The 21,656-nt window shown below is 54.0% G+C and carries 15 protein-coding genes; 10 read left to right on the forward strand and 5 right to left on the reverse strand.

The genetic code is table 11. From position 1 onward, the window contains the following. Window positions 1-4 precede the first annotated feature (4 nt). Window positions 5-2,152, reverse strand: a complete 2,148-nt coding sequence (locus JK208_RS09975; protein ID WP_211575996.1) for a TonB-dependent receptor — start codon at window positions 2,150-2,152, stop codon at window positions 5-7. A 591-nt stretch (window positions 2,153-2,743) separates the two neighbouring features. Here JK208_RS09975 and JK208_RS09980 point away from each other — a divergent pair. Both JK208_RS09980 and JK208_RS09985 read left to right on the forward strand, forming a co-directional pair. Continuing rightward, window positions 2,744-4,144: an FAD-binding oxidoreductase gene (locus tag JK208_RS09980; RefSeq protein WP_211575998.1), complete on the forward strand. Its 1,401-nt coding sequence runs from the start codon at window positions 2,744-2,746 to the stop codon at window positions 4,142-4,144. A 4-nt stretch (window positions 4,145-4,148) separates the two neighbouring features. Beyond that, on the forward strand, window positions 4,149-4,289 hold the full coding sequence (locus JK208_RS09985; RefSeq protein WP_194262621.1) for a hypothetical protein: 141 nt from the start codon (window positions 4,149-4,151) through the stop codon (window positions 4,287-4,289). Window positions 4,290-4,496: 207 nt separating this feature from the next. Here JK208_RS09985 and JK208_RS09990 read toward each other — a convergent pair whose 3' ends face one another. The 3 genes from JK208_RS09990 to JK208_RS10000 all read right to left on the reverse strand — a co-directional run bounded on the left by JK208_RS09990 (window position 4,497) and on the right by JK208_RS10000 (window position 8,818). Further along, window positions 4,497-5,567, reverse strand: a complete 1,071-nt coding sequence (locus JK208_RS09990; RefSeq protein WP_211576001.1) for a glycosyltransferase — start codon at window positions 5,565-5,567, stop codon at window positions 4,497-4,499. 154 nt (window positions 5,568-5,721) lie between these two features. Further along, the gene (glf, locus tag JK208_RS09995; protein WP_211576004.1) at window positions 5,722-6,879 is read right to left on the reverse strand and encodes a UDP-galactopyranose mutase; all 1,158 of its coding nucleotides are present in this window, start codon (window positions 6,877-6,879) and stop codon (window positions 5,722-5,724) included. Window positions 6,880-7,402: 523 nt separating this feature from the next. Continuing rightward, window positions 7,403-8,818, reverse strand: a complete 1,416-nt coding sequence (locus JK208_RS10000) for a PLP-dependent aminotransferase family protein (protein WP_211576005.1) — start codon at window positions 8,816-8,818, stop codon at window positions 7,403-7,405. 226 nt (window positions 8,819-9,044) lie between these two features. On the opposite strand from JK208_RS10000, the gene JK208_RS10005 reads away from it, so the two are divergent. Further along, window positions 9,045-10,334, forward strand: coding sequence for an aspartate aminotransferase family protein (locus tag JK208_RS10005; protein ID WP_249202101.1), 1,290 nt, complete (start codon window positions 9,045-9,047; stop codon window positions 10,332-10,334). Window positions 10,335-10,359: 25 nt separating this feature from the next. Beyond that, window positions 10,360-10,767: a tautomerase family protein gene (locus tag JK208_RS10010; protein WP_211576009.1), complete on the forward strand. Its 408-nt coding sequence runs from the start codon at window positions 10,360-10,362 to the stop codon at window positions 10,765-10,767. A 54-nt stretch (window positions 10,768-10,821) separates the two neighbouring features. Here the strand turns inward: JK208_RS10010 and hydA are convergent, their stop codons facing one another. Further along, window positions 10,822-12,240 (reverse strand): dihydropyrimidinase, encoded by a 1,419-nt coding sequence (hydA, locus tag JK208_RS10015; RefSeq protein WP_211576011.1) that lies wholly within the window; start codon window positions 12,238-12,240, stop codon window positions 10,822-10,824. A gap of 96 nt (window positions 12,241-12,336) precedes the next feature. Here hydA and JK208_RS10020 point away from each other — a divergent pair, with 96 nt between their 5' ends. The 6 genes from JK208_RS10020 (at window position 12,337) to JK208_RS10045 (ending at window position 21,119) form a co-directional block, all read left to right on the forward strand. Then, window positions 12,337-12,993, forward strand: coding sequence for a TetR/AcrR family transcriptional regulator (locus tag JK208_RS10020; protein WP_211576013.1), 657 nt, complete (start codon window positions 12,337-12,339; stop codon window positions 12,991-12,993). Between the two features lie 202 nt (window positions 12,994-13,195). Continuing rightward, on the forward strand, window positions 13,196-14,494 hold the full coding sequence (locus tag JK208_RS10025) for an NAD(P)-dependent oxidoreductase (RefSeq protein ID WP_211576141.1): 1,299 nt from the start codon (window positions 13,196-13,198) through the stop codon (window positions 14,492-14,494). Between the two features lie 3 nt (window positions 14,495-14,497). Then, the gene (gene preA / locus JK208_RS10030) at window positions 14,498-15,778 is read left to right on the forward strand and encodes an NAD-dependent dihydropyrimidine dehydrogenase subunit PreA (protein WP_211576014.1); all 1,281 of its coding nucleotides are present in this window, start codon (window positions 14,498-14,500) and stop codon (window positions 15,776-15,778) included. A gap of 39 nt (window positions 15,779-15,817) precedes the next feature. Further along, a complete protein-coding gene (locus JK208_RS10035; RefSeq protein WP_211576016.1) occupies window positions 15,818-17,080 on the forward strand; it encodes a Zn-dependent hydrolase in 1,263 nt (420 codons plus the stop codon). A 42-nt stretch (window positions 17,081-17,122) separates the two neighbouring features. Further along, window positions 17,123-18,517 carry an NCS1 family nucleobase:cation symporter-1 gene (locus JK208_RS10040; protein ID WP_211576018.1) on the forward strand — a complete coding sequence of 465 codons (1,395 nt, stop codon included), beginning with the start codon at window positions 17,123-17,125 and terminating at the stop codon, window positions 18,515-18,517. Between the two features lie 160 nt (window positions 18,518-18,677). Then, window positions 18,678-21,119 carry a TonB-dependent receptor gene (locus JK208_RS10045; RefSeq protein WP_211576019.1) on the forward strand — a complete coding sequence of 814 codons (2,442 nt, stop codon included), beginning with the start codon at window positions 18,678-18,680 and terminating at the stop codon, window positions 21,117-21,119. Window positions 21,120-21,656: the final 537 nt, after the last annotated feature.

Consider the following 21,656-nt stretch of genomic DNA (forward strand, 5'->3'; position numbering starts at 1 on the left):
GTCGTTAGAAGTCGGAACTCAGGGAGAATGCGACCGCAAAATCGCCCCCGACGTAATAGGTCGGCGTACCTGCGGCAATCGCCGTCCCGAAAATCCCCTTTGTCGCATGGGCATTTGTGGCAATGCCGTTGACGCCGGACAGATAATGCTCGTCACCGATATTCATCAGGTTAAGCTGGATCTGCGGATGCTGGGCCGGGCCGATTTTCTGGAAACGATAGCCAGCCGAAAGATTGGCCGTTTTGAATGCCGGAATGCTCTGGTCATTCATGAAGGTGCTGTATTGTGAATCCACATAGTTGAATGTGAAGTTCCCGAAGAAACGGGTGTCGTCATAGCTCAGACCGATGGAGCCAGTGAATTTCGGGGCAAGAACCGAAGCTTTCCCCTTGGTTGGCAGGTAGTCGTTTCCGACCTGAATATTGTTACCCATTTCGGAATGGAGGTACTGACCCGAAATATACGGAGAAAAATGATGCCATGCCGGAAGGCTCAGTTCCGCCTGTACGCCACGGATCGTCTGGCCGCCACCATTGACCGAGAAGGACTGCGGGCTGTTGTTGACGTATGTAATGCTGGAAATCTGGCGATTGGTCAGATTGTAATTGAACGCTGCCGCCGAGAAATTGACTGCGCCGTAATGGCGGTATCCAATCTCTTCGGAAATCGAATATTCCGGTTTGAGATTACTCGAATGGCTGCTGGTCTTTTTCCCCGTTGTGGCGCTGTAGATGTCGACATAGGCGCTCAGTGCGGCCGGTTCCTTGAAAGCCGTCGAGGTGCTGAAATACACTTGGTCATGCGGCGTAATGCGATAGCTGACCGAAAGCTGCGGCAGCGGTTCGGCATCGTTTTTATTGACGGCATAAGTCGGCCCAGGCAGCGCGCTGGTCGCATGGCGGGAGACCATGACTTCCTTGAACCCGGCATTCAGCACGAGGCGATCGTTGAAAAATTTCATCGTATCGTTGATGAAAATGGCGTTTGTCTGCTGGATGAGATGACCGTTATAGGTCCCGATAACCGTTCCTGAAGACGATTTGATCGGATTGCCGCCATACTCGTTCATCACGTTGCCGTTCGGTTCGACCGGCGTGTACGAGGTGTTTTCGTTGTGGTCGAAGTAATCGTACCAGTAACCGACCTGAAGCGTGTTGAATTTATGCTTCCAGGTCAGGGTCGCGTTCTGGCCTCCCGCGGTTTGAGTATAGGCATCGACGTTTTCCACCGTGGCGACATTGTTGACGCTGTAGGGGAGTTGTACCGTGCCGACCGACTGGTCTCCGACGAACATCGAATTCCCGTTAACGTTCGCGCCGCTGTTGATAAAGCCACGCGTATACATGATGTACGGCGTGATCTTGAATGTCAGGTCCGGCAGGAGTTCGAACTCTGTCGGTATGGCGGCGATGACGTTCTGCCGCTGGTTGAAGCGCAGCTTGTAGTAATTAGAGGTTCCGTAAGAGTATTTTCCGGCATAATTGTAGGAAATACCGTACTGCTTCCACTGGCTGAGGGTCGGATTGGTGTAGACGTCCGTGCGCATCCAGTTCCATGCGAAGAACGGGGCGATGCTGTTATGGCCCCATTCCTTCAGGAAGTGGCTATCAACATGGTAGCGCTTCGTATTGCCTGACCCGCGCCAGTTGTTCACTTCCGTATGGGAAAAGGATGTGTAGTTCCGGATCCCGGTATGTCCGATTTCGCCGCTGTCGAGGCGGATAAACTGCCGGTTGAGAGATTTGTTACCACCACTGAGGTCGATATATCCGCCAGCTTTGCGGGAAGGCTGCCGCGCCGAAGCCCGGATCTGCCCGCCTACCGAGTTGTAGACAGGTGCATCAATATCAGGAGAGCCCTGAGAAACGTCGAGATGGCTGATGTTTTCCGTATCGGACCATTCGGTGGCAAAGGGCGTGTAATAAAGGCGGTCGCCTGCGGGCATACCTTCGTAAGTCGTGCCCAGTTCGGTCTGGTTCAGACCACGAATGGAGACGTTCATCCGGTCACTGAGGCCAAGAGGATCATTCGTCGAAACAACCACACCGGGGCTCATCGCAAGCAGGGTGACGGCGTTGGCTGTTGGGGACTGTTTGGCGATATAGTCACGCGAGACGCCGCTGACTGATTTTGCGGCCGTCTGGACAGGCATGAGGCCTCCGCCCGGTGTCGTGTTCGTAACACCGTTGGCGCCAACCACCTGTTTATGGACCGAGATATATTCGTCTTTATGAGGAGGCGCAGCTTTCTTGGTCTGGGGGAGAGTGGCTTTGGCTCGCGGAGCATTGTGTATGAAAGCAGGTTTCCCGCTTTTTGTGCTCGATGCCGCGAGCGACGGCTGAAAGTACAGCGCACAACCCGACAGAAGAAGGATTTTATAACCGTTTTTCGTCAGCATATCGGCAGTTCCGTTCCAGCCAGGGAATTTGGTGTGATGCTGAAACGATAAGGGATACAAACAGCAGAATCTCGCTCTAAATCCACTGGTATAATCAGAATTGGACCTCTCAGTATTTATTCAGCTTATACCCCTTGACCGCCTGTATGAGGTGTTTGAAAAAAGTTTTGATCGAAACGATCAGGCATAAAGAATCTCTGGAATATGTAGTGGCACGAGCTTTGCGGAATGCAGTTCGCCCGTCCGTATGATCTCCGGTTTTCGGAACAAATATTCGACGGATGTGGTGAGGACTGAGGGGCGTATGGATCGAAATATGAGTTCAGGACGGGAATGATGATGGAAATGGATGACCGCATACAGGCGCTTCATGCGAGATTGCAGGCGATTGTCGGGTCAGAGCAGATCTTTACGGGCAACGAAACGGATCGCTGGGCGAAGGACTGGACAGGACAGTTCGAAGGCAGACCTTTTGCCGTCGTTCGTCCCGGAACGTGCGAGGAAGTTGCGGCCGTCCTTCGTCTTGCCAATCAATACCGTATTCCTGTCGTTCCGATTGCCGGAAATACGGGCCTCAATGGAGGCGCTTACGGTCCGGGGTCCATTCTGGTTTCCGTTGAACGAATGAACAGAATTCGCGAAATCAGGCGCGATGCCCGCGTGGCCGTTGTCGATGCGGGTGTGATTGTCGCAGCACTGGATTCGGCTGTCGAACAAGATGGGCTGACCTTCCCCCTCGCATTCGGTGCTGCGGGTTCGGCGATGATAGGAGGGGTGCTCTCCACCAATGCGGGAGGAAGCAATGTCCTGCGCTATGGAAATGTGCGCGATCTCTGTCTTGGGCTTGAAGTCGTGTTGCCGGATGGACGCATTCTCGATCTTATGACAGCCCTGAAAAAGGACAATTCCGGCTTTGATCTGCGTGATCTTGTCATCGGAGCGGAAGGGCAACTCGGAATCATCACCGCGGCCATCATGAAGCTGCATCCTCGTCCGGCCTATCACGCGACGGCACTCGTTGCGCTTGAGGATCTGAGAGTAGCACCTGCATTGCTGAATGCTTTTCAGGATGCGTCGGGAAACGCAGTGGCGGCTTACGAATTCATGTCTCGCAACTATGTTGCCGGATATGAGAAATTTATGCCGACAGCGCGCCGGTTTTTCGATACCGCCTATCCTGCGGTGCTACTGGTGGAGCTTGCAACCGTGCGAAATGAAGCACTGGAAGAACTTCTGGAAACAGTGCTGGCTGACGCCCTGGAGCGGGGGATACTGGCGGATGCCGTTATCGCACAAAGCGATATGCAACGTCAGGAGATGTGGGCGCTTCGAGAGGCTGCTGCTGAACTCGCTTTTCACAGGCACCCGGTAATTGACACCGATATTGCCGTCCCGCTGGAACGCATCGCTGAATATATGGACCGCATTCCAGAAATAATGACGGCTATTGATCCAGGATTTAGTGATATTGCTGTCGCGCATTTTGGAGACGGAAATATCCATTATACGGTGTGGCCTTCAAAAAACGATCCTATCGTTGAAGCAGCTTTACGCGCGGCTATTGATGCACTCGCAGTTGAAATGGGTGGAACATTTTCGGCGGAGCACGGTATCGGCCTTTGCAAACTGCCTTCCATGGCGCGGCATAAAAACGTTTCAGCTCTGGACATGATGCTGGCCATCAAGACGGCCTTTGATCCCAAAGGGATTTTGAATCCCGGCAAGACTTTACCCGGAAGGTCATAGTCTCATGAATGATGTCTGGAAAAATTATGGAAATCAGGAACCTATTTCACAAAATGGAGGGACTGAAAAACTATTAATCGATGGTGCTTTTGTCGTGGATCTGTTGCAAAATGTAGAGCCTTGGTTCTGGATTGTTACGCGATGACATGAATCCTCTCCAAAGAGAGAAAGTGGCGCATAGTATAGACGATATTGACCCGCCCGATATCGGCAAATAACCGGCGTTGAGCAGTATGGCATTGAGTACCCGAAGAGCCTTCCAATGCCACACTGCGTCAGACGTTCACGAAAGAGCCATGCCGTCCAGCTATTTCAAATATAAAAGTAATATTCTTATTATTTAAAGATAAACTTATATCCAATGATATGATCTATTCAGGTCCATGGTGATATCAACATATTCTTTTGCATAGGTTTCACTGTTGAGAGAATTTTTCATATAATCTTGTATATTTTTTACCATCTGCGCACGTTTATCCTGGTTGTCCAAAAGAAATTTTATAGCATTATGTAGCGCTTCTGGATCGTTGGGAGGAACAAAATAGACCATGTCATCATTAAAGTAGTCTCTAAGGCCTCCAGTATCGGTTACAATACATGGAACACCCATAACTCCAGATTCCTCTACAACCGTCAGGCCGCTTACATAGTTATTACGTTCCAATGGAACGATAACTAGAATAGCTTTATCATAGAAAGAAGCCATGTCATCATTAGTCTTTAAACCGGCAATGATCATGTTGGGGTGCTTGCCCGCAATGGCAATTGCGGAGGCACTTTGTGTAGCGAGGAAAAATTTCTCATCTTTCATATGAGAGGCGCAAACAGCGAGCGTATTCCAGTCTCGTGAACGATCGTTACCGACAGCTATAATATTTCCCGTATTTTTTTCAGAATACGGGATCATTTCGTCGCAGCGTATTCCGAATTTTGTAAATTCAATTCTGTTATTCGGGAACATTCTTTTTGCAATGTCAGAGTTTACTTTGCTATTAAAAGTCAGGACATCAACATCCTTCAAGAGCCATCGATAAAGCATTTGCCTAATTTTATTTTTAGGCCACTTATCAATCAGCCATACGCTTTGTCCGATAACTTTAATCTTATTCAGAGAGAATAATTTTTTTAAGAGCATAACTCCAAGTGTCTGCGATTCATTGTAGGTCCAAACCACATCTGTTCCGTTTGCGATTTCTTTGCGGTTTCTCCAGACCTGTATAAAATCGAAGCCAAGTATTAACCGTGCAGCATAGCGAACAGATTTTTGAATCGGGTTTTCTTTTACGATATCTTCAGAGTAGGTTACTTTAATTTTATCTGAATTGGCTCGGTGGTATCCATAAGCATAAGGCTCATTGGTGCCGAGAATCTTTCCCTGACGGAATCTGTTATTCCAGTTTTCGGCGCCATATCCATAGCTCATCTGGACAAAAACTCTGATCATTACTTACCTCTATTTTTGATAGATTTTGGAAAAAGAACAGTGGATTCCAAAGTTTTACTCTCTAGACTTCAGTAAAAACTTTTATAAAGGAGCTCTGGCCATGGCTTTGGCAACCAGAAGTTTCGAATATTCCTCACCGAGGATCGATAAAGAAAGAAGGAATGTCTGAAGGTGAAGTTTTTAAAGCACTATCGATTTGATCGCAAGCCATCAGGGCCTCGTTGATAGTAACATCCATATCAAGATAACGATAAGTTCCTAAACGGCCAAGAAAAGAGACGCCCTTTTGTTGTTGGGCAAGCTCTATATAACTGTTTAACATACGTTTCTCATTGACTTGCCGGATCGGATAATAAGGAACGTCATTTTTTTCAGAAAGTCTGCTATATTCTCTAAAGCACACCGTCTTTGAAAATTTATTTTGCTCCCATGGTGCAAAATGTTTGTGCTCAGAGATTCGCGTAAAAGGAACCTGCTCGTCACAATAATTGATAACGGCAGTCCCCTGATAGTCTCCGTCGACAGTAAAACGTTCAAAATCGAGCGTCCTGTACCCAAGACGACCTAATTCAAACTTAAAATAACGATCAATCGGCCCCGTATAAAAAACGTGGGAAAATTTCTCATCAATTTCTTCAAAAGAACAGGAGGTTCTGATTTCAATACCGTCAACGTTAAGAATATTCTGTATTATTGAGGTATATCCCTCTTTCGGCATTCCTTGATACGTGTGATTAAAATAATTATCGTCATAGTTGAAACGCAATGGAAGTCTTTTAAGGATGGATGCTGGCAATTCCTTGGGGTCTAAGCCCCATTGCTTGCGTGTATATCCATAGAAAAAGGCATGGTAAAGTTCTGGTCCTATCATGCTTAACGCTTGTTCTTCAAAGGATTGAGGGTCTACAATAGACTTGTCAGCCTTCCCGGCGATAAACTCTCTGGCCTCTTTGGGGCCCATAATAGTTCTAAAAAATTGGTTGATGGTGAGTAGATTGACCGGGAGAGAATAGACGCTTCCCTGTGAAATGACTTTAACGCGATTGATATAGGGATGAAATGTTCCAAATCGTCTCACATAATCCCAAACGCGCTGATCGGAAGTATGGAAAATGTGCGGGCCATACCGATGCACCATTATGCCAGTTTCTGCATCGCGTTCTGTATGACAGTTGCCACCGATATGCGAGCGTTCGTCAACAAGAGTGACTTTATACCCCTGTTCTGCAAGATGGCGGGCTATGACGGCTCCGCTAAAACCTGCTCCGACAACACAGAAAGATAGTGACAATGTGATTTTCCTTGGAAAGGATTAATACATAATTATTTTATAATTTAAATTCGTTGAAGATAGGTGTCAATTTATTATCGTGATCATGGTTACTTTAATAACTATTTAACGATAATGTTGGTTTTCTATGTCGGGCCTGTAGTGTTATCGGTCCGTTCTTGACGGAAGATGTGCGCTCTTTTTTACTGCCGAAAGGAAGAATTTCTCTTTTTGTGTCTTGAATTCAATGAGATAATAAAGATCTGATCTGCCACTCAATTGTGGGGATGCCTTGTACTCTGTCTCCACGACTCTCAACAGGATTTGGCGAGGAAGTGCGAGATCACGGTTAACGATCTCAGCGACGCTGCAGATGAGACAGTGTCTCCGAGCGTAGTGTTCAGGCTGTCCTTAATGCTGCGGGAAAATGTAAAGACATGGACGACTTTTTGGATCGTCGTGCTTCATTTTATTGTGCCAGATTTCGTAGAAGCTGAACTTCTCATTAATTTAAAAAACACAGAAAAGTATTTATCCAAGACAATCACCGGATGATGCAGTGCCGTTTCAGGAAGTGGAAAAGCTGTGGGGCATGCATCTGGCTGGCATTAAAACGGAGCCATGGAGTGTGATTCTGATCTGGACTGAATAGAAAACCTGGGGCGAGCATGATGGCCTGTTCTGCAGCTTTCCGGGCAACTGGGACAGGATCCAGCCCTGTGCGAAAGCGGGCCCACAGGAACATGCCATCGTCGGGGTATGAGAAAATTTCGAGGCCGGCAGTTTCCAGCGACGATATGGCTGCTTTTCGAGCGTTGGTCAGCTTTTCCCGCAATTTCTCCAAATGCAGCCGGTATCGTCCGTCTGCAAGAATGGTATGGACGATGGCTTCGTTCATGGAGCTGCTTGTCAGACTGCTGGCCATCTTGAGGCGCAGGATTCGGGCTGAGATTGTCGGAGGACAGGCCAGAAATCCCACTCGCAGTCCCGGCGAAATCGTTTTTGAGAAACTGCTGATGAAGATGACCCGTTGCAACTGGTCCAGATGCGCCAGAGTGGGGGTATTCTCATCCGCGAGACCGCCGAAAATGTCATCTTCAATAATCATGAAATCATGACGCTCGGCCAGACTGAGAACGTGATGCGTGACAGAGGGGCTGCAACTCGTACCGGTCGGGTTATGCAGCCGGGTGTTGAGGATAAAGGCTTTCGGCTGCTCCGTTCTGGCAATGCGCTCGAGTGTCGCCAGGCAGGGACCATCGTGAAGCCGCGGAATGCCGATCGTCCGGAGGCCAAGGGCTTCAAGAGCTGGGAAGAGGTTGCAGTAACCGGGGTCTTCCACCAGAACGGTATCTCCCGCCTGGGTCAGACATCTGATGCTCAACTCCAGAGCCTGACTGGCACCATGTGTGAGGATGAGCGCCGACAGGTCACATCTGATACCCTGCCGCATCAGGAGCAAGCGGATCAACTCCCGAAGACCGGTATGTCCATAAGGATTACCGTAGCCCGACATCTCCGGATCGGGACGACGCCCCAGAGCCGTCAGGGCATGGCGAATTCCCTCACGGAAAAGATAGCTGTCAGGCAACCATCCACATCCCGCCTGCACGATGGAGGCGTTGTTTTCATAAGCCCGCTGGAGCATCCATGAGGAGTCGATAGATGGCGTGATGTCCGCAAGCGCGACGAGCCCATCAGTCGGTGGATGCTCCTGGCTGAGTACGAAAAACCCGCTGGCGCGTCGGGCCTCCAGAACACCATCGGCGACAAGGCGGTTATAGGCATTGGAAACGGTAAGGGGACTGATACTGCACTGTCTGGCAAGGTGACGGATGGAGGGCAGACGAGTGCCGGGTGTCCAGTCGTGGCTGCGGACGAGGGCTTTGACCTGCTGGACGATCTGGGTAACGAGCGGGGTGGGGGAATGGGGGTCTGTCTGAATCAGGGGCTGGATCATGGGGCTGTCTGTACCGGTCGTTCTGGCAGTACAGATTAGGCTCATATTTCCCTGACTGTATATATTCAGTTCCGGTCCTATTCAGGATAGCTTTTTTCAGATGTGACGGGGCTGGCGCATCAGGGCCGGTCATGGATGCATCCATCATCAGTCTGCGAGGCGTATCGTGTCGAAACTGACCAATGAATTTGACTGTATCGAGACCCTCCGCAAGGGCACGTACTGGATGCCCTTTACGGCCAATCGCCGGGTCCGGGCCGATCCGCAGGCGCGGCTTCTGACGTCTGCGAAGGGGCCTTATTATTATACGCCGGATGGCACGGAGCTTTTTGATACGCTTTCCGGCCTGTGGTGTTCTCCGCTGGGGCATGCACATCCCCGGATCGTGGAGGCGCTGAAGACGCAGGCCGAGACGCTGGATTATGCTCCGCCGTTTCAACTGACGAACCCGCAGACGGTGCATCTGGCGGAGCGGATCGCGGGCCTTGCGCCGGATGGAATGGATCATGTCTTTTTCGCCAATTCCGGTTCCGAGGCAGTGGATACGGCGCTGAAGATTGCGCTGGGGTGTCATCGGCTGCGTCAGGAGGGACAGCGTTTTCGCATGATCGGGCGTGAGCGCGGGTATCATGGTGTTGGTTTTGGCGGCATGTCCGTTGGCGGAATTGTCCCGAACCGCAAGATGTTCGCGTCGGGTATGATGCCGGGGGTGGATCATCTGCGGCATACCTACAATCCCGAACACATGGCGTTTTCGCGCGGGCAGCCGGAATGGGGTGCGGATCATGCCGAGGATCTGGAGCGTCTGGTCGGGCTGCATGATGCGTCGACGATTGCGGCGGTGATCGTGGAGCCAGTGCAGGGATCGACGGGGGTGATCGTGCCGCCTGTGGGATATCTGCGAAAGCTGCGTGATATCTGCACGAAACACGGCATCCTGCTGATTTTCGACGAGGTCATTACGGGTTTTGGCCGTATGGGCGAAAACTTCGCAGCGCAGCGTTTCGACGTGAAGCCGGATATGATCACGTTCGCCAAAGCGGTCACGAACGGCATTATCCCTATGGGGGGCGTGATTGTGACGGATGAAATCTACAACACGTTCATGACCGGCCCGCAAAATGCCATCGAGTTCGCACATGGCTATACCTATTCCGGCCATCCGATGGCGACGGCGGTGGCCCATGCGGTTTTGGATGTCATGGAAGAAGAGTCCCTTTTCGCGCGGGTCCGTGCGCTGGAGCCGGTTCTGGAAGAGGCCGTGCATGGGTTGCGCGATCTGCCTGCCGTCAAGGACATCCGCAACATAGGGCTGACGGCGGGGGTGGATCTGTTTCCTACCGAGGGTGCGCCCGGTGCGCGGGGACTGGCCATTTTCGAGCGCGGTCTGCGCGAAGGGCTGCTTCTGCGCTGCACGGGCGATACGATTTCCTTTGGACCGCCGTTTATTTCGACGCCAGAGCAGCTTCGCGGAATGATTGATGGTGTTCGCCGTCTGATCCAGTCCGTTTCCTGAACACCATACCCAGTGAGGACATGACATGCCACTTCTGCATTTCCATCTTGTCGAAGGCCGTTCCGACGGTGAAATCAAGACGCTTCTCGATGCGGCCCATGAGGCCATGCTGGAGGCGTTCAAGGTGCCGCGGGGAGACCGCTATCAGATCGTTTCGGAGCACAAGCCGTCGCGCATGATTGTGGAGGATACGGGACTGGATATTCCGAGGACCGGAAACGTCGTGCTGTTGCAGGTGTTCAGTCGGCCGCGCGGGGAAGAGGCCAATGCGCTGTTTTATCGACTGCTGGTGAAGCGGCTGGAGGCAGAGTGTGGAATTGCGCCTTCAGACGTGATGATCTCCGTTGTTGAAAACGAAGATGCCCACTGGTCTTTCGGTTATGGCCGCGCCCAGTTTCTGACGGGTGAACTGGGCGGAAAGAAGCCTGACTGAGCGTCTGAGACTTTGGCGTTTCCGGATCAGGGAAACCCTGATCCGGGTTTGAGATCAGGGCGTCTCTTTGCGGTGGAGGGCGGCCTGCATGTCCGGGCTGAAACATGGCCGCTCCACATACTGGCCTGCGCCGCGTGTGACGCGCAGGTCGTTATCGGCCCAGACGATTTTGCCGCCGCTGATGGTGTATCGGGCCAGACCGGTCAGGGTCATGCCCTCATAGATGTTGTAATCGACATTCTGGTGATGGGTTTTTGCCGAGACCGTCCGGCTGGCTTGGGGGTCCCACAGGACGAGATCGGCGTCCGCGCCTACGGAGACGCTGCCCTTGCGGGGGTGGATGTTGAAGATCTTCGCCGTGTTGGTGGAGGTGATGGCCACGAATTCCTGCGGGGTCAGTTTTCCGGTCCGCACGCCGTGGTGCCACAGGACGCTCATCCGGTCTTCGATGCCGGGGGTGCCATTCGGAATTTTCGTAAAATCGTTCAGACCCTGTTCCTTCTGTCCTGCACAAAAGCAGCAGTGATCGGTGGCAGTGGTCTGAAGCTGGCCGGAAGCCAGCCCGGCCCAGAGGGCTTTCTGATGGTGTTTGGGGCGGAAGGGCGGACTCATGACATGTTGAGCCGCGCCGAGCCAGTTCGGGTTTTCATAGACGCTGTCGTCGATTACGAGATGCTGGGCCAGAACTTCGCCATAGACACGCTGACCGCGGGCGCGGGCCGCGGCAATGGCGGCGGTGGCTTCTTCTGTTGAGACATGCACGATGTAGATCGGGGCGCCGAGCAGTCCTGCGATGGCGATAACGCGCTGGGCGGCTTCTCCTTCCACGGCGGGCGGTCGGGAGAGGGGATGTGCCTGCGGGCCGGTGATGCCGCGATTGAGGAGATCGGCCTGAAGATAGGCGACGGCGTCACCGTTTTCCGCATGGATGTTGCATAAGGCGCCGAGTTCGAGTGCGCGGCTGATGGAGCGCAGCAGGACGTCATCGTCTACCATCAAGGCGTTTTTATAGGCCATGAAGTGCTTGAAGGAATTGACGCCACAGTCCCGGGTCAAGGTAGCCATGTCTTCGTGGACTTTCTCGTCCCAATGCGTCACCGCAACGTGGAATGAGTAATCGGAGACTGATTTCTCCGCTTTGCGCCGCCAGTCTTTCCAGGCGCCGAGTAGGGAATGTCCGGGTTCAGGGATGACGAAATCGATGATGGTCGTCGTGCCACCGGCGACGCCTGCGGAGGTGCCTGTATAGAAATCTTCGCTTGCGATGGAGCCCATGAAGGGCATTTCCATATGGGTGTGCGGGTCGATCCCGCCGGGCATGACCAGCAGGCCTCCTGCATCCAGAATGTCGCAGCCTGAGGGCGCTTCCAGATCAGGGCCGATGGCGACGATCTTGCGTGTATCGTCGCACAGGACATCCGCCCTGTGGGAGGTTTCGGCCGTTACGACGGTGCCACCACGGATGAGGAGCATGATTTATCCTTTTGCGGAACAGGGGAGGGCGGAATTTCCTGTCATCAGGACGCGCCTGGTCTTGTCAGCGGGCGGAAAGGGGAGAACGATGTCGGTATGACAGAGACTCTTTCTCCTCCTCACAGGGCCGGACCGGGCGCGCCGCGGCAGGCCGCTGAAGCGGCCATTCTCGCAGCCGCTGAGCGTGTGTTTGGCCGACATGGTTTTCGCGGGGCGAGCATGAATGAAATTGCCCGCGAAGCTGGCGTTCCCAAGCCGAATATCCATTACTATTTCGGGACGAAAGAGGAGCTTTATCGCAGCGTTCTCGAAAATATCATGACGTTCTGGCTGCAGGACGCTGATTACTGGCTGGTGCCCGAACGGCGGGCGCGGGAAGGATTTGAAGGATATATCCGGGCCAAGATGGCGTTTTCCCGCGAGCGCCCGGATGCATCGCGGATTTTTGCCTACGAGCTTTTGCAGGGCGCGGGCAATATCCACCATTATCTGTCTACAACCCTGCGAGAGCATGTGGCGAGACGGGCACGGACATTTGACGTCTGGCACACGGAGCGCCAGATGCCAGCCATTGATCCGACCCATCTGATGTTTGCCATCTGGTCAATGACGCAGGCCTATGCGGACATGAGCGCGCAGATGACGGCTTTGACGGGACATGTAGTGTTGCGTGATGCCGATTTCGAGGCGGGTTTGCAGACGATCCTGCGCCTGATTCTGGGGTTCTGCAACGATATTGAGGATCTGGGGTGATTTCAGCAAGGAAATGTCTCCCTGTTTGGCGGTCGGGAAATGAATGTTGCCTGAGGAGAGTGTAATTTCCTGACCGTGTGGTCAAGTTTACGTTGCGGAATCGGTCTGAATTCAGTCATGGTGTGTCACGAAATGCACATGATGGAGAGTTTTCTTCGTGGATCAGACTCCGAATATCGCTGCAAACCGCCTGCCTCCGGACATGCTGGCACGGAATTTCTCGGACGCGCATCCGCCTTTGACGGCGGGACAGGCTACCATCGAATCCGATCGGTGCTACTTCTGTTACGACGCGCCCTGTATTGAGGCGTGTCCGACCGGGATTGATATTCCGGGGTTTATCAAAAAGATTTCAACAGGGAATATTCCAGGATCAGCACGGACCATTCTGGAGTCGAATATTTTCGGCGGAGCCTGTGCGCGGGTATGTCCGACGGAAATCCTGTGTGAGGGCAAATGTGTCCGTAATACGCAGGAAGACCGGCCAATCCAGATCGGGGCGCTTCAGCGTTATGCCACGGACTGGCAGATGCGGACGGGCAAGCAGCCGTTCAGCCGGGCGTCCCTGACAGGCAGGCGGATTGCTGTTGTGGGGGCGGGGCCTGCGGGGCTGGCCTGCGCGCATCGGCTGGCGATGCAGGGGCATGATGTTGTGGTGTTCGATGCGCGCGCCAGAGCCGGTGGTCTGAACGAATATGGTGTTGCGGCTTACAAGCTGGCGGATGAATTTGCGCAGCAGGAAGTGGCATTCGTTCTGTCCATCGGTGGGATCACGATCGAAACCGGGATGCTGCTTGGTCGGGATATGACGCTGGCGACTCTGGGGGCGGAGTATGATGCCGTGTTCCTCGGGATTGGTCATGCCGGTGTCAGGGCGTTGGGGATTGTCGGGGAGTATTTTCCGGGCGTGCACAATGCCGTGGCATTCATTGAAGAGTTGCGGGCGTCTCCAACGAAATCGGATGTTGCCGTCGGGCGGCGTGTGGTTGTGATCGGGGGTGGGAACACCGCCATTGATGCCGCTGTGCAGGCAAAACGTCTGGGCGCAGAGGAGGTTACGCTGGTTTATCGTCGGGCTGCGGAAAACATGTCTGCGACGACGGTGGAGCAGGAATGGGCGCAGACGAACGACGTTACGATCCGGTACTGGTCGGCCCCTGTGCGAATTGATGGAACTCAGGACGGCGTTGCGTCCGTCACTTTCGCCCGTGGTTTCGTGAAGGATGGGCGGGCGGCTTACGATCAGGGAAACTATACGCTTGAGGCGGACATGGTTCTCAAGGCGGTGGGACAACTATTCCTGCCGGACCCTCTGGCGGGGGACGACATCGTGATCGAAGCTGGACGCATCAAGGTGGATGCCGAGGGGCGGACAAGCATGAAAGGCGTTTATGCCGGTGGAGACTGCACGGCGGGCGAGGATCTGACTGTGGCGGCTGTTCGCGATGGTCGCAATGCGGCTGAAGCCATCACGGCGGATCTGATGAAGGCAGGGAACTGAGACATGGCCGATCTAAGCATCAATTTCGCTGGTATCCGTTCTCCTAATCCGTTCTGGCTGGCCTCGGCGCCGCCGACTGACAAGGAATATAATGTCCGCCGGGCGCTGGAAGCTGGCTGGGGTGGCGTGGTGTGGAAGACGCTGGGCGAGGACCCGCCGGTTGTGAATGTCAGCAGTCGTTATGGGGCCACGCGTTATAACGGTCAGCGTATGGCTGGGCTGAATAACATTGAGCTCATCACGGATCGTCCGTTGGCGGTCAATCTGGCGGAGATCAAAGCTGTCAAGAAGGACTATCCTGACCGGGCTATCATCGTCAGCATCATGGTTCCGTGTGTGGAGGAAAGCTGGAAGCGCATTCTGCCGCTGGTCGAGGAAACGGGGGCGGATGGCATTGAGCTGAACTTCGGCTGTCCGCACGGCATGTCCGAACGGAACATGGGCTCTGCGGTTGGGCAGGTGCCGGAATATGTGGAAATGGTGACGCGGTGGTGCAAGCAGTACACGCGGATGCCGGTGATTGTGAAACTGACGCCCAATATCACGAATATTCTCAATCCGGCTCGGGCGGCCCTGCGTGGGGGGGCTGATGCGGTTTCGCTGATCAACACCATCCAGTCCGTGGTTGGGGTCGATCTGGATGCGATGGCGCCTATGCCCGTTGTGGACGGGCGGGGCACGCATGGCGGCTATTGCGGGCCTGCGGTGAAGCCGATCGCTTTGCGGATGCTGGGGGAGATTGCCCGGACGCCCGATACGTCCGTTCTGCCGATTTCAGGGATTGGGGGGATTTCGAACTGGCGGGATGCTGCCGAATTTCTGGTGATGGGGGCGACGTCCCTTCAGGTGTGTACGGCTGCGATGCACTACGGATTCCGGATCGTGGAAGACATGATCGATGGTCTGTCCAACTGGATGGACGAGAAGGGCTTTGAGACGATCGCGGATGTGACGGGACGTGCAGTTCCGAATTTCGTCAACTGGAACCAGCTCAATCTGAAGTTCAGAACGCTTGCGGCGATTGATCAGGAGGCCTGCATCAAATGTGGCCTTTGCCATATCGCGTGTGAGGATACGTCCCATCAGGCCATTTCCAAGACGCTGCTGAATGGTGAGCGTCATTATGAAGTCATTGATGAGGAGTGTGTGGGGTGTAACCTCTGCGCGCATGTCTGTCCGGTTGACGACTGCATCACGATGGTGCCGCAGCCTGTCGAAGCTGTGCAGACATGGAACGAGCATCCCAACAATCCAATGCGCAAGATCCCCGCAAAAGCGGGCTGATCGCCACGGTACGCAAAAACCCGAAAACGGAGAACGACAATGAGCACACAGGATGCATCTGGCGCGGTTGGCAATGTTACCGTGAATGGCACGAAGCTCTGGGACGATATTCTGGAGACGGCCCGGTTTGGGGGGACACCGAAGGGCGGGATCAGGCGCCTTGCCCTGACGGAGGAGGACCGTCAGGTCCGGGACTGGTTTGTCCGGGCCTGTGAGGCGTTGGGATGTACGGTGTCTCATGATTCCATGGGGAACCAGTTTGCGCGGCGTCCGGGAATGGAGAACACGCTGCCGCCCATAACGATGGGAAGTCATCTCGACACGCAGCCGACGGGTGGGAAATTTGACGGAATCGTTGGTGTTCTCGGTGGTCTGGCGGTTCTGCGTACGTTGCATGAAACGGGGCGGGAGACCCGTCATCCGATCGAACTGATCAACTGGACGAACGAGGAGGGGTCGCGCTTTGCGCCCGCCATGCTGTCGTCCGGTGTGTTTGCAGGTGTGTTTACGGAGCAGGAGGCGCTCGATACGAAGGATCGGGAGGGCGTGCGCTTTGGGGACGCGCTTGAGGGCATCGGGTATCGCGGGGCGGAATCCTGTGGCGCACATCCTGTGGCGGCGTATTTTGAACTGCATATCGAGCAGGGGCCGATCCTTGAGGTCGAGCATAAAACGATCGGGATCGTGACGGGGGTGCAGGGCATGCGCTGGTATGAAGTCACGCTCAAGGGGCAGGACGCCCATGCCGGGAGCACGCCCATGCGATTGCGGGCTGATGCTCTGGTGACGGCTGCGCGCATGATTGATGCTATACAGACAATCGCGCTGGCGCATGGGCCGGATGCAGTGGGGACGGTCGGTCTGATCGAGAACAGGCCGGACAGTCGTAACGTCATTCCGGGAGAAGTGTTTTTTACGGTCGATTTCCGCGACCCTGATGATCGCATCGTTCAGAAAATGGAAGAGGCGTTTTACGCACAGGCGTCGGAGCTGGCGGAAAAGGCCGGACTGACGTTGGAGATCGTGCGGGTGTGGGATACGCCTGCGGTTCAGTTCGACCCCGAATGCATTGGGTCTGTTGTGCGTGCGGCGGAGACGCTGGGTTATCCGGCGCAGCAGATTGTTTCGGGGGCGGGGCATGATGCGACCTATATGGCGCAGGTTGCCCCGACCGCGATGATCTTTGTACCGTGCGCCGGAGGGCTGAGCCATAACGAAGAGGAAAGCGCTGAGCCTGACGATGTGACGGCGGGGGCAAATGTGCTTCTTCGGGCTGTGCTGGAGACGGATAGCCGTCTCTGACAGGCGCGGGGGCGGATTTTTCAGACTGGGAGAGGAGCGTTGATGACGGCGGGTTTTGCAGCAGATCTCTATAATGAGGAACTCGCCCCGGTTGCGCCGGAGAAACGGACCTGGTCGTGGCTGAACATGGCCACGGTCTGGATGGGGATGGTCCATAACATCGTGGCCTACGAAGCGGCGGCGGGTCTTATGGCGCTTGGCCTTTCGGCATGGGAATGTCTGGAGGTCGTGGCCGTTGCTTATGCGATCCTGTTTGTCACGATGTGGTTCAATGCGCGGCCCGGAACACAATACGGGATTCCGTTCTGTGTTCTGATCCGTTCCGCCTTCGGGCCGAAAGGGGCGCAGATTCCGGTTGTTTTACGGGGGTTCTGCGCGATTTTCTGGTTTTCCGTTCAGGCTTATGCCGCGACACAGGCGATGGATGCCATCCTCTCCACGTTAAGTACGACATGGGCGTCTTTCAGCACGCTTGTTCTGGGAATGCCGGAAAAGCGCTGGGCAGCGATGGCGATTATCTGGGCGTTCCATGCCTGGATTTCGAGCCATGGGGTTCATCGTATCAAGAATTTCGAACTGGTCGCGGGGCCGCTGGTCATTGTCGTAGGGCTTGTGGCGACGGTCTGGGGACTACGGGTGGGGCACGGTTTGGGGCCGCTGTTTTCCGTTCCCTCCCGGCTCCACGGGTTGGCCTTTCTGGCGACGTTTGCGCTGGGCGTAACGGGGATGATCGGGATGTGGGCGACGTTTGCCGTGAATATTCCAGATCTCTCGCGGTTTGTCCGGTCGCAGCGCGATCAGGTTGTCGGGCAGGCCATCGGGCTGCCTCTGACGGCGCTTGTTTTCACACCGATGGCCATCATCACCACATCGGCGACGGTTTTGCTGTTCGGGCGGCCGATCTGGAATCCGACGGAGCTTCTTCTTGCGCTCAATCAGCCGCTTGTGACGGTAATTGGCGGGGCGACGCTCATTCTGGCGACATTGTCTGTCAATGTAGTCGCTAATATTCTTCCCGCGTCTTACGATCTGATCAATCTCTTTCCCCGGTATCTCGATTTCAATCGGGCCAGTCGGCTTGTTCTTGGGTTGGGCGTTTTCTTCATGCCTTGGCTCTGGTTCGATCATGCGGACAATATTTACCGGATGCTTGATATTATCGGTGGAACTTTGGGGCCCGTGACGGGCATTATGTTGGCTGATTATTATATTGTCCGGCGGCAGGCTTTGGATGTTGGTGCGCTGTACCGACATGGCGATGTTTATGATGGTCGGGCGGGCTGGCATGTGCCGGCACTTATCACTCTGGCGGTTGGGGGCGCTGTCGCATCTGCAGGGCAGGTGGTCCCGGCCCTGCATGCATTGGGAGATGTGTCCTGGTTTGCAGGGGTTTTGATCGGGTTCGGGCTGTATCTGGGTCTGAACCGTGTTGTGTGACAATTTGGTGTAAAAATTATCTGTTGCGGACTCGAATCATTGTGTCCTGCCGTCAGGCTTGCTACTAATTTGACTGTTTAGTCAGCTTCGTAATGTTTCAGTTCCGTTCATCCGCAGCAGAACGTTGCAGGATATGTCCTTTGAAGGAAAACGCGTTTCCATGTCGCTTCCTTTTATCCGAACCTGTTATGTAACGCTTCTGGCGGGTACAGCATTGGCCAGCGTGGCCGCCCATGCGGCGTCTTCAGGCCATAAGTCTCATACGCCGTCTCGTGCCGCGCCTTCCGGTAGCAGGCCGACATCGGGGACGGTCAAGGCCGCAACCTCGCCCGCACCAGCCGCGAAAAGCCCTGCACACGACATGACGGCGTCCGGGCGGGTTGAGGAAATCAGCGTTGCCGGACGCAGCACGCGGACGCGTTCTCCCGGCGGCGGTCTGATGCGGGTCGAGACAGCGGCAAAGGCCGTTCAGACGGTCACGCGCGATTTTATTGCCAAGCAGATGCCTTCTGCGAATGTTCAGCAGCTGATTGCCATGCTGCCGAGCGTGAATGTTGCACAGCAGGATCCGGCGGGACTGTATTCCGGGCAGGTCAATGTCCGGGGATTTGACCAGAGCGAAGTGGGCTGGATGCTCGACGGCGCGCCTCTGAACGATATTGGCGGCGGCCAGTTCTATGCGAACGAAGTGCTGGAATCCGAAGATCTGGAAAGTGTTTCGCTCCAGCCGGGTTCGGTTGATCTTAACAGCCCCGTGGTGAATGCGTCCGCCGGTCTGACCAGTATGGTCATGACAAATCCGACGACGCGTGCGGGAGGACTTCTGGATGTCTCTTTCGGATCGTTCGATACGTTCCGCGAATTTCTACGCCTGAATTCCGGCTATATCGGAAACAGCGGTATTCGGGCCATGTTCGCTTTCAGCCATACAAAAGCGAACCAGTATCGCGGAGCAGGGCAGGCGGAGAAGTTTCATTATGACTTCAAGGCCGTAAAAGATTTCAATAATGGAAGCCATACCGGCCTGACGGTCTCGTATAACGATCAGGTCAATGATTCCTATCTGAACCCGAGCCTGCCCAGTTATCTGAAGTCCGGTTACAGCAACGATTATGCGGCGTATTATACTGGCGCGAGTTCAGGTGCCAATTATTACCGCTTGCATGTCAATCCTTTCCGCAACGTGGTTGCGGTACTTCCGACCCATATTGTGGTTTCCCCGAAAATCACAATCGAGGATTCTGTCTATTTCTGGCATGGGATCGGAAACGGCACCGGCGCAGGGTTGGTGAATGCCTCGACGGGCCTTGGTAATCAGTCTGTGGCACTGGATCTGAATGGTGCCAGTAGCGCTCTGGCCCTGACGCCGTCCAATCAGGAACAGTTCCGGACGGGTAATACGCTCTCCCTGCACTACAAGCCCGACCATCATCATGATCTTTCCATTGGGTGGTGGTACGAATATTCCAACGAACTTCAGTTCTCGCCTTATGGCCGCGTGAATCAGTCCACTGGAGAGCCATCCAATATCTGGGGGACGAGCAGTATTCTTCAGACGACGACAGGACAAGATTACAAGGTTCGCAACTTCCTGACCCTGACGCAGGTGAACATGCTGTTCATCGGCGATGAGATGAAATATTTCAACGATCGCCTGAAGATTGATCTGGGTTTCAAAGAGGCGATGGTCACGCGTCGGACTTATAACTATACCCCCGGCACGCAGTATAACCGGAACCTGCATAGCGCTGAGCCGCTGCCGCAGATCGGGCTGTCCTGGAACTTTGATCGCAAGAACCAGATTTATGTATCTGGCAGCACCAATTTCAAAATGCCGTCCAATACGTCTCTTGTCGATTATTATGGAACCGCAAAAAAGAGAACGCAGATTGGCGGCCCCAGTAATCCTGAATATACGATCGAGGAGGAACTGGGGTATCGCTATAATGGCGACGTCATTGTCGGGTCGGTGTCCTTCTTTAACTATAATCTGTCGAACCGCCAGCAGTCCCTCAACTATTACCTGAGCGGGGCGTCTTACAGCCAGACCGTCAATGCTGGTGGCCAGACGACACGCGGTGTGGATGTCCAGCTCAGCACGCGTCCGATCTGGCATCACTTGCGTCCCTACGTCACGTTTGAATATCTGCATTCAACCATCGACAACAATATCGCGGCGACCACGATCGGCGGGACCTCGGACTATCTGCCGACCAAGGGTAAGACGGCCATTCGCTCGCCGCATGAGATGGCAGGGATTGGCATTGATTATGACGATGGCAGCTTCTGGTTTTCCGGGCAGGTCAAGTATGTGGGCAAGCAGTACGCCACGTTCACGAACGATAACGCCATTCCGCAATACATCACGAACAATGTCGGCATGGGATACCGTTTCCATAACGCGGGTTTCCTGAAATCGCCGCAGATCCAGCTCAATATGCAGAACCTGACGGGGGCCAAGTTCCGCAGTGGCGTCTATGGTTTTACAACGAATGCCAATGCGACGAAGGGTGTTCTCGGCGGCACAATAGCTGGTTCTGCTCCGAGTTATTATCTTCAGGTGCCTTTCAGTGCGATGGTGACGCTCTCGACGGGTTTCTAAAACGCGATCCAGTTCTAAGACTTTCATGAGTTCAGAACCTTGGGGAGCAGCGCGATCTGTTTCTCAAGGTTTTGAGTTTCTCTCGCAGGTTTGGTCAGCTGCTTGAGTTTTTATGGTCGGTCTCGATGACCGTATTCCGGCCGAATGTGACCGCGCAAAAAAAACTTCACGAACAGACGCGCTCCTGCCATCGCTCTGCGCCTCGCTGGCCTCAATGTCTGATATGCCGCTGAGAAAAGCGTTGAACGGACAAAGGACTTTATCGTCTTGGTTATAGTCTCATTATAGCATCAAGAACCCAGTAGATTTGGGTGTGAAGAGTGTAAAATCTGTACTTTCATCAGGTCGCAGTAGAGGGGAATAAAATTTTTCGCCTTTACGTTCGAGATATTTTCCGCAAAATAACGATAATTTTTATTACTCAGATATCTTTTGCCTGAAAAGATATTTTTAACGAGGTGCGATTAATGCTTTGCCTGCAGGGTCTTCCACATGTTGTCATTCAGAAAAGCCGGGGGCTGAGCTGCCTCCTTTTGG

The sequence above is a fragment of the Gluconobacter sp. Dm-74 genome (assembly GCF_018256135.1).
GTDB lineage: Bacteria > Pseudomonadota > Alphaproteobacteria > Acetobacterales > Acetobacteraceae > Gluconobacter > Gluconobacter cadivus.